At 73.6% G+C, this 15,193-nt stretch carries 15 protein-coding genes and 7 tRNA genes; 11 read left to right on the top strand and 11 right to left on the bottom strand.

The features are described 5' to 3' along the window. The first annotated feature begins 371 nt into the window (after positions 1-371). Positions 372-1,616 (top strand): uroporphyrinogen-III C-methyltransferase, encoded by a 1,245-nt coding sequence (cobA, locus tag DEJ51_RS05910; RefSeq protein ID WP_150256630.1) that lies wholly within the window; start codon positions 372-374, stop codon positions 1,614-1,616. 42 nt (positions 1,617-1,658) lie between these two features. Continuing rightward, the gene (locus tag DEJ51_RS05905; protein WP_150256629.1) at positions 1,659-2,477 is read left to right on the top strand and encodes a TrmH family RNA methyltransferase; all 819 of its coding nucleotides are present in this window, start codon (positions 1,659-1,661) and stop codon (positions 2,475-2,477) included. A gap of 23 nt (positions 2,478-2,500) precedes the next feature. Here the strand turns inward: DEJ51_RS05905 and DEJ51_RS05900 are convergent, their stop codons facing one another. Beyond that, on the bottom strand, positions 2,501-3,718 hold the full coding sequence (locus tag DEJ51_RS05900) for a serine/threonine-protein kinase (protein WP_411757286.1): 1,218 nt from the start codon (positions 3,716-3,718) through the stop codon (positions 2,501-2,503). 527 nt (positions 3,719-4,245) lie between these two features. Between DEJ51_RS05900 and DEJ51_RS05895 the strand changes: the two genes are divergently transcribed. Then, the gene (locus tag DEJ51_RS05895; protein WP_371589784.1) at positions 4,246-4,455 is read left to right on the top strand and encodes a hypothetical protein; all 210 of its coding nucleotides are present in this window, start codon (positions 4,246-4,248) and stop codon (positions 4,453-4,455) included. Between the two features lie 259 nt (positions 4,456-4,714). On the opposite strand, the gene DEJ51_RS05890 is transcribed toward DEJ51_RS05895, so the two are convergent. The 5 genes from DEJ51_RS05890 to DEJ51_RS05870 all read right to left on the bottom strand — a co-directional run bounded on the left by DEJ51_RS05890 (position 4,715) and on the right by DEJ51_RS05870 (position 5,191). Next, positions 4,715-4,789: transfer RNA gene (locus DEJ51_RS05890), tRNA-Val, on the bottom strand. Positions 4,790-4,841: 52 nt separating this feature from the next. Continuing rightward, positions 4,842-4,913: transfer RNA gene (locus tag DEJ51_RS05885), tRNA-Val, on the bottom strand. Positions 4,914-4,932: 19 nt separating this feature from the next. Then, positions 4,933-5,004: transfer RNA gene (locus tag DEJ51_RS05880), tRNA-Val, on the bottom strand. Between the two features lies 1 nt (position 5,005). Continuing rightward, positions 5,006-5,079 (bottom strand) — tRNA-Cys (locus tag DEJ51_RS05875). Between the two features lie 39 nt (positions 5,080-5,118). Next, positions 5,119-5,191 (bottom strand) — tRNA-Gly (locus tag DEJ51_RS05870). A 180-nt stretch (positions 5,192-5,371) separates the two neighbouring features. Here DEJ51_RS05870 and DEJ51_RS05865 point away from each other — a divergent pair. From DEJ51_RS05865 to DEJ51_RS05855, 3 genes are all read left to right on the top strand, one after another. Continuing rightward, complete coding sequence (locus DEJ51_RS05865) at positions 5,372-6,457, top strand: chorismate-binding protein (protein ID WP_150256627.1); 1,086 nt, start codon at positions 5,372-5,374, stop codon at positions 6,455-6,457. Continuing rightward, the gene (locus DEJ51_RS05860; RefSeq protein ID WP_150256626.1) at positions 6,454-7,275 is read left to right on the top strand and encodes an aminotransferase class IV; all 822 of its coding nucleotides are present in this window, start codon (positions 6,454-6,456) and stop codon (positions 7,273-7,275) included. The genes DEJ51_RS05865 and DEJ51_RS05860 overlap by 4 nt, the downstream gene beginning before the upstream one ends. Positions 7,276-7,348: 73 nt before the next feature. Then, the gene (locus tag DEJ51_RS05855; RefSeq protein ID WP_150256625.1) at positions 7,349-8,173 is read left to right on the top strand and encodes a GNAT family N-acetyltransferase; all 825 of its coding nucleotides are present in this window, start codon (positions 7,349-7,351) and stop codon (positions 8,171-8,173) included. Here DEJ51_RS05855 and DEJ51_RS05850 read toward each other — a convergent pair. Further along, the gene (locus tag DEJ51_RS05850) at positions 8,170-8,664 is read right to left on the bottom strand and encodes a DsbA family protein (RefSeq protein WP_150256624.1); all 495 of its coding nucleotides are present in this window, start codon (positions 8,662-8,664) and stop codon (positions 8,170-8,172) included. The two genes, DEJ51_RS05855 and DEJ51_RS05850, sit on opposite strands and share 4 nt — an antisense overlap. A 196-nt stretch (positions 8,665-8,860) precedes the next feature. Between DEJ51_RS05850 and DEJ51_RS05845 the strand changes: the two genes are divergently transcribed. Together DEJ51_RS05845 and DEJ51_RS34410 are read left to right on the top strand one after the other, a co-directional pair. Further along, positions 8,861-9,319, top strand: coding sequence for a hypothetical protein (locus DEJ51_RS05845; RefSeq protein WP_150256623.1), 459 nt, complete (start codon positions 8,861-8,863; stop codon positions 9,317-9,319). A gap of 137 nt (positions 9,320-9,456) precedes the next feature. Next, complete coding sequence (locus DEJ51_RS34410) at positions 9,457-9,633, top strand: hypothetical protein (protein WP_190620222.1); 177 nt, start codon at positions 9,457-9,459, stop codon at positions 9,631-9,633. On the opposite strand, the gene DEJ51_RS05840 is transcribed toward DEJ51_RS34410, so the two are convergent. Next, positions 9,574-10,194: a CGNR zinc finger domain-containing protein gene (locus DEJ51_RS05840; protein WP_150256622.1), complete on the bottom strand. Its 621-nt coding sequence runs from the start codon at positions 10,192-10,194 to the stop codon at positions 9,574-9,576. The genes DEJ51_RS34410 and DEJ51_RS05840 overlap by 60 nt on opposite strands. A gap of 198 nt (positions 10,195-10,392) precedes the next feature. Then, positions 10,393-10,806, bottom strand: a complete 414-nt coding sequence (locus tag DEJ51_RS05835) for an SsgA family sporulation/cell division regulator (protein WP_030011909.1) — start codon at positions 10,804-10,806, stop codon at positions 10,393-10,395. 177 nt (positions 10,807-10,983) lie between these two features. Here DEJ51_RS05835 and DEJ51_RS05830 point away from each other — a divergent pair, with 177 nt between their 5' ends. Both DEJ51_RS05830 and DEJ51_RS05825 read left to right on the top strand, forming a co-directional pair. Beyond that, entirely contained in the window at positions 10,984-11,466 is a 483-nt protein-coding gene (locus DEJ51_RS05830) for a TIGR02611 family protein (RefSeq protein WP_150256621.1), read from the top strand. Positions 11,467-11,512: 46 nt separating this feature from the next. Beyond that, a tRNA-Val gene (locus DEJ51_RS05825) sits at positions 11,513-11,584 on the top strand. Between the two features lie 113 nt (positions 11,585-11,697). Here DEJ51_RS05825 and DEJ51_RS05820 read toward each other — a convergent pair. Then, entirely contained in the window at positions 11,698-14,037 is a 2,340-nt protein-coding gene (locus tag DEJ51_RS05820; protein WP_150256620.1) for an SCO7613 C-terminal domain-containing membrane protein, read from the bottom strand. Between the two features lie 151 nt (positions 14,038-14,188). Between DEJ51_RS05820 and DEJ51_RS05815 the strand changes: the two genes are divergently transcribed. Then, positions 14,189-14,260 (top strand) — tRNA-Val (locus tag DEJ51_RS05815). Between the two features lie 60 nt (positions 14,261-14,320). On the opposite strand, the gene DEJ51_RS05810 is transcribed toward DEJ51_RS05815, so the two are convergent. Continuing rightward, positions 14,321-15,046, bottom strand: a complete 726-nt coding sequence (locus tag DEJ51_RS05810) for a 3'-5' exonuclease (protein ID WP_150256619.1) — start codon at positions 15,044-15,046, stop codon at positions 14,321-14,323. Positions 15,047-15,193 lie beyond the last annotated feature (147 nt).

Here is a 15,193-nt window from a genome sequence, read left to right as displayed (position 1 = left end):
CTCGGCTCCTCGGCTCGCGAACCCCGAGCCGGACCGGTCCGTTGACCGGCGGTGGGTTCGCTCGGCCCGCGGGGACATCCCGGAGTGTCCCCGCCCCACGGCTGATCCGGCCCTCCGAGCAGAATCAGCCCCGCCGGCGTTTGAGGCGCGGGGTCCGGGGCGGAGCCCCGATCCGTGACCGGCACCCACGTACGGCACGAGGCCGACCCCGCACATCGGGCCCGGCGGGAGCCGGGCGCAGCCCCGTCCGCGCCTCGGAACGGCCCGCGCCGTATGGTGGACCCGGACCGAGAACCCGCACGTCAGCACACCGCCGCTCCAGAGCCGCAGCGGCAACACAGAACGACTGCCGCACCAGGAGCCGCACCGCCATGGCCGACACCCCCGCCTACCCCGTAGGACTCCGCCTCGCCGGCCGCCGCGTCGTCGTCATCGGCGGCGGACAGGTCGCGCAGCGTCGCCTTCCCGCGCTCGTCGCGGCCGGCGCCGACGTCCTGCTCATCTCGCCCTCCGCCACCCCGTCGGTGGACGCCATGGCCGAGACCGGCGAGATCCGCTGGGAGCGCCGCCGCTACCAGGACGGTGACCTCGCCGACGCCTGGTACGCGCTGATCGCCACCCAGAACCGCGAGGACAACGAGCGCGCCTCCGCCGAGGCCGAGCGTGAGCGCGTGTGGTGCGTCCGTGCCGACGACGCCTCCGCCGCCACCGCCTGGACCCCCGCGACCGGCCGCATCGAGGGCGTCACCGTCGCCGTGCTGACCGGCAACGACCCCCGGCGCTCCGCCGCCGTCCGCGACGCCGTCGTGGAGGGCCTGCGCGACGGCACCCTCACCGCCCCCGCCCACCGGCACAAGGCCACCCCGGGCGTGGCACTGGTCGGCGGCGGCCCCGGCGACCCGGACCTGATCACCGTGCGCGGCCGCCGCCTCCTCGCCGAGGCCGACGTGGTCATCGCCGACCGGCTCGGCCCCCGTGACCTGCTCGACGAGCTTCCGCCGCACGTCGAGGTCATCGATGCCGCGAAGATCCCGTACGGCCGGTTCATGGCCCAGGAGGCCATCAACAACGCCCTGATCGAGCACGCCAAGGCCGGCAAGGCCGTGGTCCGGCTCAAGGGCGGGGACCCGTACGTCTTCGGCCGCGGCATGGAGGAGCTCCAGGCCCTCGCCGAGGCCGGCATCCCCTGCACCGTCGTCCCCGGCATCTCCAGCTCCATCTCGGTCCCCGGCGCCGTCGGGATCCCGGTCACCCACCGCGGGGTCGCGCACGAGTTCACCGTGGTCAGCGGCCACGTCGGCCCCGACGACCCGCGCTCGCTCGTGGACTGGGCCTCGCTCGCCAAGCTCACCGGCACCCTGGTGATCCTCATGGGCGTCGACAAGATCGGCCTGATCGCCGGGGCGCTGGTGCGCCACGGCCGCTCCGCGGACACCCCCGTCGCGGTGATCCAGGAGGGCACCACCGCCACCCAGCGCCGCGTCGACGCCACCCTGGCCACGGTCGGCGAGACCGTGCGCGCCGAAGAGGTCCGACCGCCGGCCGTCATCGTCATCGGCGAGGTCGTCCGCGTGAACGGTCCGGGCGCCCCCACCCTTCCCACCACCAGCGCCTGACAGGCCGTTGGCACCGCACCCCGGACAAGGCAGTATCACCCTGTGGCTGATCTCATCACCGTGACCGACCCCGACGACCCGCGCCTGCGCGACTACACGGGCCTGACCGACGTCGAACTCCGGCGCAGGCGCGAACCCGCGGAAGGCCTTTTCATCGCCGAGGGCGAGAAGGTCATCAGACGCGCCAAGGACGCCGGGTACGAGATGCGCTCGATGCTGCTCTCAGCCAAGTGGGTCGACGTCATGCGCGACGTCATCGACGAACTCCCGGCACCGGTCTACGCCGTGAGCCCCGAGCTCGCCGAGCGCGTCACCGGCTACCACGTGCACCGCGGAGCCCTGGCCTCCATGCAGCGCAAGCCGCTGCCCACGGCCGAGGAACTGCTCTCCACGACCCGCCGGGTGGTCGTCATGGAGGCGGTCAACGACCACACCAACATCGGGGCCATCTTCCGCAGCGCCGCCGCCCTCGGCATGGACGCGGTACTGCTGTCGCCCGACTGCGCCGACCCGCTCTACCGCCGGTCCGTGAAGGTCTCCATGGGAGCGGTGTTCTCCGTGCCCTACGCCCGCCTGGAGGCCTGGCCCAAGAGCCTGGACTCGGTGCGGGAGGCGGGCTTCAAGCTGCTCGCCCTGACCCCGCACGAGAAGGCCACGCCGATCGACGTGGCCGCCCCGCAGTCCCTGGAGCGGGTCGCGCTGATGCTGGGCGCCGAGGGCGACGGCCTGTCCACGCCCGCGCTGGTCGCCGCCGACGAGTGGGTGCGCATCCCCATGGCGCACGGCGTGGACTCGCTGAACGTGGGCGCGGCGGCCGCGGTCGCCTTCTACGCCGTAGCCCAGGGCCGCGCCGCCGGGTAGGACCGCCGGAGCCGCGGCCGGGGCTACAGCTTCTGGGCCGCCGCGATGCCCAGCGCCACGATCAGCGTCACCACCACGAACACGATCAGCCGCTGCCGCATCAGCTTCGGGTCCGGCCGTGAGGGGCGCCGTCCCGTCCCCGTCGTCCTGGGGGCCGGACGGCCGCCCGTACGACCCGAGGTCGGCCGGGAGGACGGGCCCCCGGGGTGCTGCGGGTGACGGGAGGACGAGGGCCGCGAGTGCGGACCGCCCGGAGCGCCGCCCTGGGCGCGGGGTGTGGTGCTGCCGCCCGTACGACGCTCCGCACGCCGGCCGGGGTACTCCTCGCCCGCGCCGCCGATCCGCTCCGCCTCGGGCAGCCGCCCGGTCGGCCGCTCGGCCCGGGCCCGCTGGGCCGGCGGACGCCCGTCCGAGAGCCCCTGCGCCTCGCGGGCCGCGATCTCCTTGAGCCGCATCGACAGCTGGAGCGTGCTGGGCCGCTCCTCGGGGTCCTTGGCGAGGCAGGCCCGCACCAGGGGCGCCAGCGCGTCCGGCACGCCCTGGAGGTGCGGCTCCTCGTGCACCACGCGGTACAGCATGACCTCGGAACTGCCGTGCCCGAAGGGTGAGTCGGCGGTGGCCGCGTAGGCCAGCGTGGCGCCGAGGGCGAAGACGTCGGTGGCCGGGGTGACGGCGGCGCCGCGCACCTGCTCGGGTGCGAGGAAGCCGGGGGAGCCCACGGCCGTACCCACATGGGTGAGGGTGCTCGCCCCGGTGGCCCAGGCGATCCCGAAGTCGATGATCCGGGGGCCCTTGGGCGACAGCAGGATGTTCGAGGGCTTGAGGTCCCGGTGGACGACCCCCGCCTCGTGCACGGCGACCAGGCCCTCGGAGAGCGCGGCACCCACGGCGGCGATCTGTGCGGCCGTCAGGGGGCCCTCCTCGGCCACCTTGTCGTGCAGCGAGGGGCCGGGCACGTACTGCGTGGCGAACCACGGCCGCTCGGCCTCCAGGTCCGCGGCGACCAGGCGCGCCGTGCATCCGCCCCGGATCCGCCGGGCCGCGGACACCTCCCGGGCGAACCGCGAGCGGAACTCCTGGTCCTCGGCCAGGTCCGGCCGGATGACCTTGAGCGCGACCCGCTGCCCGCGCCGGTCCGATCCCAGGTAGACCACGCCCATGCCGCCGGCACCGAGCCGTCGGTGCAGTCTGAACGAGCCGACGACACGCGGGTCCTCGCGCCGGAGCCGCATCATCGCCATGTCCACCCCGCTGACCGGTCGTCCTGTTGACGTGGCACAGCTTACGGACCATCCGGCATACGTGCTCAGAGGCCGCGCCCTCGCCGGGGGATTCGGTTGTCAGTGCGCCACAGCACACGTGAGGGGGCGTCGGCGCCGCCGTCCGGGCGCACTTCCGGGGCCACCCGCCGGACCAAGCGCCTTCTGCGCCAAGGGGATTGGTGCCCCCGAGCAGGTCCGGTCCCACTCCGGGGCTCCGGTCGGCGGCCCGCGGCCGAGTCGATCGTGCCGTTGGCCGGTGCTCGGACACGCGGCAACGGGCAGTGACGGAAGTGAGCGAAGTCACTACCCTCCGGTCATCCCCTCCGGGAAGTCCCTCATTGCGGGGGAGCGGTCTCCACCCAGGGGAGTACACGGGGGAGGTCCCGTCATCCTCCTGGAGGCCCGGCAATGGGTACGAGGGCATGAGGCCAGGAGCCGCCCGCCCGCCTAGTGTTGAAGACAAGCGGCGGGTGGCGCACTCGTCCCCCGAGGTCACGAGCCCGCCGCTGCCAGACGACAGGGAGAGGACCATGGCGGACATCGCACGGCAGGGACGCAAGGCATTCGCGTTCAACGGCCACGAGTCCGGTACCCGCCATCCCCTGGTGGCCGCGGCCATGGTGCTCCCCCTGGCCGCCCTGCTGCTCTTCCTCTTCGGAGGTTTCGATCAGCTGGCGGCGCAGGCGTCGTCCGTGGGCGTGATGCTGGGGCGCTGAGCGGCGCCCCGGGTCCGGGAGAGCGGCCCGGACCGGGACATCGGCCTGCCTAACCCCGTGGGGACGGGGGAGCGGCGGACGGACGGCAGGTGAAGGGTGCTGCCCGTACGACTGGGGAGTCGGACGGGCAGCACCCTTTTTCGTGCACGCCGTTCCGCGTACGTCCATGCGTGGGCCCCTCCCACGCGCCCCCTCCATGGACCCACCCGTGCGGACGAACGCGAAAGCCCCGACCGTGGAAACGGCCGGGGCTTTCAGGTGGTGCGCGATACTGGGATTGAACCAGTGACCTCTTCCGTGTCAGGGAAGCGCTCTCCCGCTGAGCTAATCGCGCGGGCTCCGCAGCTCGAAAGCCGCAGGTGGAACTAGGTGGTGCAGGTGCTGCGTGCGCGATACTGGGATTGAACCAGTGACCTCTTCCGTGTCAGGGAAGCGCTCTCCCGCTGAGCTAATCGCGCGGGGATCCTTGCGGATCAGTGGACGATACTGGGATTGAACCAGTGACCTCTTCCGTGTCAGGGAAGCGCTCTCCCGCTGAGCTAATCGTCCTTGGAGGTGGAGACGGGATTTGAACCCGTGTAGACGGCTTTGCAGGCCGTTGCCTCGCCTCTCGGCCACTCCACCCTGGAGCTGCGGGGGTTCTCGGGAAGATCCCCCACTTCGAGCGGACGACGAGACTCGAACTCGCGACATCCACCTTGGCAAGGTGGTGCTCTACCAACTGAGCTACGTCCGCAGGTCACCGTGTTCGCTCCGGGGTTTTCCCCCTTCGCTCCCTGGCGACGAGTTGAACTCTAGCGGATTACCGGGCCAGCTCAAAAACGCGTTTCCGCAGCGTGCTGCCGCACGATCACCACAGGTCACCCTGCCGTCACCGCACCGGCGCCGTGTCGTCACCGGTCATAGACTCGCAGCCGTGCACGACCTGCCTCCCATGGCCCGCTTCGGCGGCCTTCTCGCGACCGATCTCCGAGACGTCACCAGCGATCCCGCCGCCCTCGATTCCACCGGCTTCTGGGCGGTGTCCGCCGACTTCGAAGGGCGGCTCGTCTGCGCGCGCTTCGGCGACGTGCGCCGTGAGCCGGTTCCCGCGCCCGTTCCGGGTGCCTGGCGCGGACCCGACGCCGACCGGTGGACCTCCTCCCTCGACCGCGCCGCCTACGTGGCCGGCGTACGGCGCGTCCGTGAGTACATCGCCGCCGGTGAGGTCTACCAGGCCAACCTCTGCCGGGTGATGTCCGCGCCGCTGCCCCACCCCGAACGCGCCGATGTGGACGCGCTCACCGCGCTCCTCGCGCGCGGCAACCCGGCACCCTTCGCAGGAACGATTCGCCTCGCCGCCCACGGCGTCGAGATCGCCACCGCCTCCCCCGAGCTGTTCCTGCGCCGGTCCGGGCGGCACGTCGAATCCGGCCCCATCAAGGGGACCGGCCGCACCGTCGACGACCTCCTGCCCAAGGACCACGCCGAGAACGTGATGATCGTGGACCTCGTACGCAACGACCTCGGCCGGGTCTGCGCGACGGGCTCCGTAGCCGTCCCCGAGCTGTGCGCCGTCGAGGAGCACCCCGGCCTGGTCCACCTCGTCTCCATCGTGAGCGGCGAACTCGCCGACGGAGCCGGCTGGCCCGAGCTGTTCGCCGCCACATTCCCGCCAGGTTCCGTCACCGGCGCCCCCAAGTCCTCCGCCCTGCGGATCATCGAAGCCCTGGAGACCGCCCCGCGCGGCCCCTACTGCGGAGGCATCGGCTGGGTCGACGCGGACCGGGGCACCGCCGAGCTCGCCGTCGGCATCCGTACCTTCTGGATCGACCGGGAGGCCGCCGGCGGCCCCCGGCTGCTCTTCGGAACCGGAGCGGGCATCACCTGGGGCTCCGATCCCGACCGGGAATGGGCGGAGACCGAGCTCAAGGCCGCCCGGCTGCTGAGGGTGGCCATGGGCCACGAGGTGAGCGGTGGCGTGCAGGCGACGAACGACACGATCGGAAGGACCGCACCATGAAGATCTGGCTCGACGGAGCCCTGACCGAGGTGGACGGCGCGAAGGTGTCCGTCCTCGACCACGGTCTGACCGTGGGTGACGGCGTCTTCGAGACGCTGAAGGCGGAGCGCGGCCGCGCCTTCGCACTCACCCGGCACCTGGAACGGCTCACCCGTTCGGCCCGGGGCCTGGGCCTGCCGGACCCCGACCTCGACGAGGTCCGCCGCGCCTGCGCCGCCGTACTGGAGGCCAACCCGCTGGAGCACGGGCGGCTGCGCGTCACCTACACCGGCGGGGTCTCCCCGCTCGGCTCCGACCGCGGGGACTCCGGCACCACGCTGATCGCCGCCGTCGCGGACTCCCCCCGGCGCCCCGACACCACCGCAGTCGTCACGGTGCCCTGGGTCCGCAACGAGCGCTCCGCCGTGGCCGGACTGAAGACCACCTCCTACGCGGAGAACGTGGTCGCGCTCGCCGCCGCGCACCGCGCGGGAGCCTCCGAGGCGCTCCTCGCCAACACCCTCGGCCGGCTCTGCGAGGGCACCGGCTCCAACGTGTTCGTCGTACTCGACGGAGAACTGCACACCCCGCCGCTGGCCTCCGGCTGTCTGGCCGGCATCACCCGGGACCTGATCGTCGACTGGGCCGGCGCCAAGGAGACCGACCTGCCCTTCGAGGTGCTGGAACGGGCCGAGGAGGTCTTCCTGACCTCCTCGCTGCGCGATGCCCAGGCGGTGCTGCGCATCGACGACCGCGAGCTGGGGACCGCCCCCGGACCCGTCACCGCCGAGGTGATGCGGATCTTCCAGGTGAAGGCCGGCGCGGACCTCGACCCGTAGAGCGGCGGGCACCGCGCTCCTTCCACCGGAGGAGGGCTGTCGCGGCGGCCGCGGGACGGGTAGAACTCAAGGGATGACCACCACCCTGCGGCCGTCCGGGCCGCTCCAGCACACGGCGGACGGCGCGCGTTCGCGCCCGTACGAGATCCGGGTCAACAGCAGGCGGGTCGGCGCCCTGCTGATCGCCTGCGACACCCCGTTCGGGCCGACGGTCGGCGAGATCCGCGACCTGGAGGTCGAGCAGGGCGACCGGCGGCGCGGGAGGGCCACCGTGGCCGCCCTCGCCGCCGAGGAAGTGCTGCGCGGCTGGGGCTGCCGCCGGGTCCGCGTCTCGGTCCCGGCGGACTCGGAGGCGGGGCTGCTCATGGCCGAGGCCCTCGGGTACACCGAGTACAGCCGGAACATGGCCAAGGACCTGCCGGCCGAGCCGCCCGCCCTGCCCGGGGGAGTCCTCGGCCGTCCCATGACGGCCGCCGAGTACGAGAGCTGGTACGACGGGGCCGTCGAGGCCTACGCCGCCAACTGGAGCAGCCGTGGCATGTCCGCCGAGGCCGCCCGGGCCAAGTCGGTGGCCGACCACGAGAGCCAGCTGCCGCAGGGCCTGGCCACCCCGGGAGCCGTCTTCGTCGTCCTGGAGGCGGCCGGGGAGCCGGTCGGCCATGTGTGGCTCGCGCCGCGCGGGGCGGGCGGGTACGTGTACGACGTGGAGGTCCGGGCCGAGCACCGGGGACGCGGGCACGGCCGCCACCTGATGGCGCTCGCCGAGCGCGCCGCCCTCGCGGCCGGCCACCGCCTGCTGGCGCTCCAGGTCTTCACCGACAACACCCCGGCCCTGCGGCTGTACGTCTCCCTCGGCTACCGCCCCACCGACTTCAACTACGCCAAGGACCTGATCTAGCCCGCCAGCAGGCGGTCGGCGATCTCCTCGATGCGGGCGCGCAGGCCGTCCTGGCTCTTGCCGCCGTCGAGACGCTGCCCGTCGATCACGTAGGTCGGGGTGCCGCTCACGCCGATCGCCTTGCCCTCGGCCTGGTCGGCGTCGACGATCAGGATGTGCCGCCCGTCGATCAGGGCGGTGTCGAACTCCTCGACGTCGAGCCCCAGTTCACGCGCCACGTCCAGCAGGACCGGCTCCCCGCGCTCGGCCAGCTCCGCGGTGCGCGCCAGCACGGCCTCCGTGTAGGGCCAGCCCTGGCCCTGCTCGGCGGCCTCCTCGGCGGCCTGTGCCGCGGCGAAGGCGTGCTTGTGCTTCTCCAGGGGGAAGTGGCGCAGCCGGATGTCCAGCCGGTCGCCGTAGCGGGCCCGCAGGGCGCGTACGTCGTCCAGGGCGCGGTGGCAGTCCGGGCACTGCAGTTCGCACCAGACGTCGAGGATCACGGAATCGGTCATGCGGACAGTCTCCCAGCCCCCGCACGCCCCACGGACCGGGACCCGCGCCCCGTGACCTGGACCCAGGGAGGAGGCGCGACCCGGAGATGACCCGGAGATCCGTCCGGGGCGGGCCCCGAACCTGGCCGCCGCGGCGCGGACCGGTGCAGGATGGACAGGGACAGACCGTCGAGCCGTCGAGAGTCCGGAGGACCGCATGCTTGCCGAGACCATCTGCTCCGCGGTGTCAGTGGCGGGCCTGGGTATCGCCGCGGTCACCGCCTACCGCAAGCGCTTCCTCGCCGCCACGCGGATCACCGCGTACGCGCTCGTGCCGGTCGCCTTGGTGATGACCGGGTTCGTGGACTGGGTGTCCGGGATGGTCTTCAACCCGACCGTCTGGGCCGGCTTCGGGCTGCTGGGACTGTCCTGGCTGCTCTTCATGACCACCCGTGCCGTCGAGCGCCGCGGTCTCGCCGCGTCGGGGGAGCCGGGGACGGGGAAGCCTGCGAGGCCCGGGCGGAAGGTCAAGGGGAGCCCGGCCGCCGAGGCCGTCGCCCCGGCCGCCTCCGCGCCCTCCCTGGGGACCGCCCGTGCCGGTTCGCCGTCACAGTCCGCCGCTCCCGCGGAGGACTTCTCCGACATCGAGGCGATCCTCAAGAAGCACGGGATCTGAGTACGGGATCCGCGTACGGGATCCGGCGCGGGACCCGGCCCGGACCGGGGCTCGTCCACAAGATCGAGCGAACTCCCGCGCGGGCGCTGGCGTGTTGAGGGCCGGTCGGTGGTGCCCTGCGCCATCATCGGCCCGACATGTTCGACACATCGCACCTCGACACATCGCACGGTGACCCGCCGGTGCCCGCCCCTGTGGTGGAGGAGCCGCGAGGCTGTCTCTTCGCGCTCTCCCAGCCACCCCTGATGATCTTCCTAGCGGTGATCGGCATCCTGCTGCTGCTCGCCGCCGTGCACGATCTCTTCCTGCTCTGACGCCTCCGCGTCGGCCTCCTTGCGCCTGGCCCGGTACGCCGCCACGTGCAGCCGGTTCCCGCAGGTCCGGCTGTCGCAGTAGCGCCGGGACCGGTTGCGGGAGAGGTCGACGAAAGCCCTTCGGCAGTCCGGGGCCTCGCAGCGGCGCAGCCGTTCCTGTTCGCCGGAGACCACGATGAAGGCCAGCGCCATGCCGCCGTCGGCCGCCAGGTGGTCGCCCACCGACGCGCCCGGCGCGAAGTAGTGCACGTGCCAGTCGTAGCCGTCGTGGTCGGTCAGCTGCGGGGTGGTGCCCGCCGTGGCCACGAGCTCGTTGATCAGCGTGGAAGCCGCACGCGGGTTCGGGGAGGCGAAGACCTGGGCGAACTTTCCGCGCACGGTCCGGACGCCGGCCAGGTCGCGGGCGCTGAGCTCGCCGACGTCGCTGATCGAGTACTCCTGGACGAATCCGCGCAGCGCGCCGATGTCCGAGAGCCCGTCGGGCTGGTCGGCCTCGGCCGCGGTGTTCACCAGCGCGACGACGACGTCGAGCGCGCGACGGGTGTCGTGGGGGATCTGCACGGGGTCTCCCTCAGGGGCCGGGCCTGCGGGGACGGGGGCCGTCGCCGCTGCCGCCCGACAATAGCGGGTCCCGCAGAGCACACCGGCGCCGTCCTCGCGGGTGGCTTCCGCGGGAACAGCGCCGGCATCGCCGTATGTGGTTGTCCGCCACGCACCGTCGCCCCGAGTCGGACGGTGTCGAGCGGCTGTAGGGCTGGCTCAGCTTTCGGCCAGGATGTGGGAGAGCTCCTTGTCGAGGTCGAAGTGCCGGTGCTCGGTCCCGGGTGGAACCGCGGCGTCCGTCCGCTTGAGGAACGACTCGAGTGCTCGGGCGGGTGCTTCGAGCAGTGCTTCTCCCTCCGGTGAGCTCAGGGCGATGCAGACGACGCCCTGACCGTGGCTGCGGGACGGCCAGACGCGGACGTCGCCGGTACCGGTGGGCCGGTGGAGACCCTCCGCGAGGAGGTCGCGGGCGAACACCCATTCGACCGTCTCCTCGGCGCCGGTGTGGAAGGTGGCGTGCACGGCGTAGGGGTCGGCCGTGTCATACCGCAGGCCCGCGGGAACAGGCAGTGAGGACTCGCTCGACACAACGAGGCGCAGGTGCAGCTCGCAGCTGACCGTGGTGTTCATAAGCGCCAGGGCCTTTCGCTCAGTGTGCGCTCGGGGATTCGCACGTCGGCGAAATCGACATGCCACCTACGGTGCCGTTGTAAACCCCTCTGACCGTTTTGCGGTCCTCTGGGTCCCTCGGACGGCGGATCCAAACCCGCATTCCCGTGTGCATCGAGCTCCGGTAGATTCGGGTCCATGAATACGGGGAGTGACCGCGGTACCCACGGGTCCGCCGCTGAAGACGCCGCCACGGAAGCCACCGCCGCATCGGACGCGGGAGCCGCCGCCGAGGCCGCCGAGGAGACGCCGCACGTGTCGAAGGCCCCGGCCTTCATCAAGCGGAACAGGAGCCTGCACCTGAGCTGGCAGGTCGGCGTCTTCATCGTCGGCCTCGCGGTGATCGGCGCCGGCATCGCCATGCTCGTCCTGCCCGGCCCCGGCTGGGTCGCGATCTTCGCGGGCCTGGCGATCTGGGCCACCGAGTTCGCCTGGGCCCACCTCGTACTGCGCTGGACCAGGCGCAAGGTCACCGAGGCCGCGCAGAAGGCGCTCGACCCGAAGGTCCGCCGCCGCAACATCATCCTGACCAGCGTGGGCCTCGCCGTCGCGGGCGCGCTGATCAGTTTCTACCTGTGGAAGTACGGGCTCGTCATGCCCTGGAGCCTCAAGGACCAGTGATGGTCAAGGAGCACCGCTGACATGCGGTAATGTTTGCGGTGCGTCCGGGCGATTAGCTCAGCGGGAGAGCACTTCGTTCACACCGAAGGGGTCACTGGTTCGAACCCAGTATCGCCCACCCGGACCAGAGGCCCGGAGACTTCACCGTCTCCGGGCCTCCGGCGTTTTCCAGGCCCTCTCCTCCGGATCCCGGAGGGCCGCCCTAGGCGGACACGCCCTGGCGCAGCCGCCCTATCCCAGCCGGCCGATCGCGGCCCGCAGCCGGCGGGCGTCACGCAGCCGCCGCTCGTACGTCGCCCCCACGGCCAGCAGCAGCAGGCCCGCCAAGGCCGGCGGCACCCAGCGCGGCAGCGCACCCGCGACCTGCACCACGTACGGGGCCAGCTCGTGCACCGCCACCGCCGCCAGCACGGCCCCGCCGAGCAGGAGCGGAGCCTGGAGCCGCTGCCGGGCGCCCAGCAGGGTCACCGCCAGCGCGGCCGCCCCCAGCAGCAGCGGGCGGATCCAGCCCGGGTCCCCCCAGGCCGCCAGCAGGCTCGGCACCAGCGTCGCCGCCAGGGCCGGTCCGTACGCCGTCCAGGACGAGGCCTGCGCGTCCCGGCGCCGCCGCAGCAGACCCACCACGAGGGCGGGCACCGTCACCGGCAGCGTGTAGGCCTCCGGTGCGCTCACCCCGGCCTCCGCCAGCCGCACCCAGGTCGCCGCCGCGAGCAGCGCCCCCGCGGCCCAGCCCAGGACCCGCCGCTCGGGTCGCACCGCCGAGCCCGCACAGACCACTCCGGCCAGCGCCAGGACCAGCGCCAGGGTGCCGGCCCGCCCGGCCGACAGACCCACCGCCAAGACGCCCGCCACACCCGCCGCGATCTCGACGGACAGCCGCACCCCGCCCAGCCGCGGCCCGAGCGCCGCCGCCGCTGCCGGGACCGCGAGCACCGGCAGCGACCACCAGACCACCGCCAGGTCCGACACGGCGCCTGCCGCCACCAGGAGCCCCGTGGCATACCCGACCGCGCACACCGCAGCCCCCGACCGGAGCGGACGCGCCGCCGCCCCGTACGCGGCCGCCGTGGCGCAGCCCGCGCCCAGCAGCCCCCAGACCGCGAAGGTCGCCGCCCGGCCGTCCAGCGCGCCCAGGGACACGTTCGCGGCGCCGACCAGCGCGCACACCGCGGCCGCGATCCGGGCCCCGCTGCCCGGGGAGCGCAGCGCGAGGACACCGGCCGCGCCCGTCACCGCGAGCTGCACCGCGAACACCGCCGCCGCCGGCAGCCCGAGCAGCACCGGAGCCGTGAACAGCCCCGCCCACCCCAGGACCACCGCCACCGCCACCGGCTCCGGCCGGGACAGCGCCCGCGCGAGCCACCAGGCCGCCCCGGCCGCGATCAGCAGGACCAGCGTGACCGCCGCCCCCGACGCGTACGCCTCCCGGTCCGGGGTCGTTCCCGCCCACACCTCACCCAGCACCCGCAGCCGGGCCACCAGGACCGCCGCCACCGCGGCACCCGCCGACAGGGCCGCCACAGACGCCACCACGGCCCCGGCCCGGGCCGCCCCGCGCCGGACCGCCTCCGGAAGGGCGGCACCCCGTACCGCCGCCAGCAGCGGCAGGGCCAGCAGCAGGTGCACCAGCACCGTCCACGCCGGGTCCAGGACCGGCCGGGCCACCCCGCCCAGGCCGGCCACCGCGGCCAGGGCGCCCGCCGACGCCGCGGCCCAGGCACGCGGCTCCCGCCAGGCCGCCGCCACCCCGAGCGCTCCGCCCGCCAGCAGCAGCGCCGCCGGAGCTGCGGCCTGCGCCGCCGACCCGGCCGACCACGACTGGGCCGCACCGATCAGCAGCGCGCCCACGCCCGTCACGGCCGCCGGGACCGCCGCCGCCCCGACCCGAAGGGCGAGCGCCGCGTCCAGCGCCGCCGTCGCCAGCAGCGCCCAGCCGAGGGCCTGCGGGCCGGGCCACGCCGCCAGCGCCGCCAGCGGCAGTGCGAACTGCGCCGCGAGCAGCGCGGCCGGCAGCGGGAGCCGCAGCCGCCGCAGCCCCGCGCCGTAGCCGGCCCACGCGGCCGCGAGCACGGCTGCCGCCCCCGCCGCGTAGCCGGTGCCGTCCGTGTCCGGCATGCCGACCGCGTACAGCGCGTACGCGTCGAGCACCGTCAGCAGCAGGCCGACCGCCGCGACCGACTCCGCCGTCGACCGCAGTCCGCGGCGCAGCAGGAGCACGGGGGCGCCCAGCGCCGCCGCCGTCACCGCGGCCAGCACCGCCGAGCGCCCGGCGATCCCCATGGACCCCCAGCTCACCAGCGTGAACGCGAGCGCGGCGACCGCCAGCAGCACCGCGCCCAGCACGAGCAGCACGTTCTGCGCGCTCGGGGCGGAGGCCTCCTTCGCGGGCCCGGCGGGCACGCCGGACACCGCGGGCCCCCAGCGGACGGGAGCCGGACCGGACCCGGGCTGGTGCAGCAGGCGCAGCAGCCAGTCCCGCCGGCCGAGCAAATACAGCCGCCGGGCATCGAGTTGGGCCAGCTCGCGGTCGATGAGCGCCAGCTCTTCGGCGGGCGGCAGAGGCATGTTCATAACCGGAGTGTGGCGGCGGTCACGCAGTCAGGACATGGGCGTGCGTACTCAGATGCGTCCTGAGTAGGTACCCGGCGCACGGCCCGGGGGGCCGCCGGGGAGAAGCGGTTTGAACCAGCCCCGAGCCTTCTGTATTGTTCAGTCCGTTCCCGGGCGATTAGCTCAGCGGGAGAGCACTTCGTTCACACCGAAGGGGTCACTGGTTCGATCCCAGTATCGCCCACCGGGACAGGCCGGTCCGTCATCGACGGACCGGCCTTCCGCATTCCCGGACTGCTTCCGCCTACGCCGCCGTCGACAGGTCCGGCCGCAGCGGCCAGTGCGGATCCACCGGCTCCGGCGTCCCCTGACGCGCGAACCACGCCTGCAGGCCCCGCGCCTGCGCCGCGTGCCACACGGCCTGCAGGGTGTGCAGCTCGGCCGGCGTCAGCCGCTCCAGCCGGGCCGCGAACCGCCGTCCCACCGCCCGGACCAGTTCCAGCGAGGCCATCGCGTCCGCCGCCGCGTCGTGGGCGCCCTCCAGCTCGATCCCGTAGTGCGCGCACAGGTCCGTCAGTGTCCGGCGGCCCTTGCGGTACCGGTCCAGGTGCTTGTCCAGTACGCGCGGGTCCAGCACCGTCAGCGGCCGGTTGTCCAGGTACCGCGACAGCGAGGACGCCCGGTGCCGGCGCAACTCCCGGTCCAGCAGCGTCAGATCGAACGGCGCGTTCATCACCACCACCGGCCGGCCCGCCACCTGCTGCTCCCCGAGCGCCCGGGCTATCTCCTCCACCACCGGCGCGGGCCAGCGCCCGTGGCGCTGCAGGTGCTCGTCGGTCAGCCCGTGCACTTCCGTGGCGCCCGGGGGCACCGGAATCCCGGGATTGACCAGCCAGCGCGTGGTGCGGACCCGGCCGCCCGCACACTCCTGGACGATGAGCGCGGCGGACACGATCCGGTCCTGCTCGACGTCCACCCCGGTGGTCTCCGTGTCGAATGCGGCCAGCGGGCCCTCGTACCAGCGTGTCATGGCGAACTCCTCGTCCCCGAGCGGCGGGTGGAGCTTCCTGGACACATGACCCCCGCCGCATCGGTGATACCCGGGCTGTTTGCCCCGTACGCCGTTTGCGGGCAGTCGGGTGCGGAGACAACTTCCATGGGGGGCCGTACGTATGAC

The sequence above is a fragment of the Streptomyces venezuelae genome, assembly GCF_008642275.1.
In the GTDB taxonomy this organism is placed as follows: Bacteria; Actinomycetota; Actinomycetes; order Streptomycetales; family Streptomycetaceae; genus Streptomyces; species Streptomyces venezuelae_E.
This window is presented reverse-complemented; position numbering and strand designations above follow the sequence as displayed.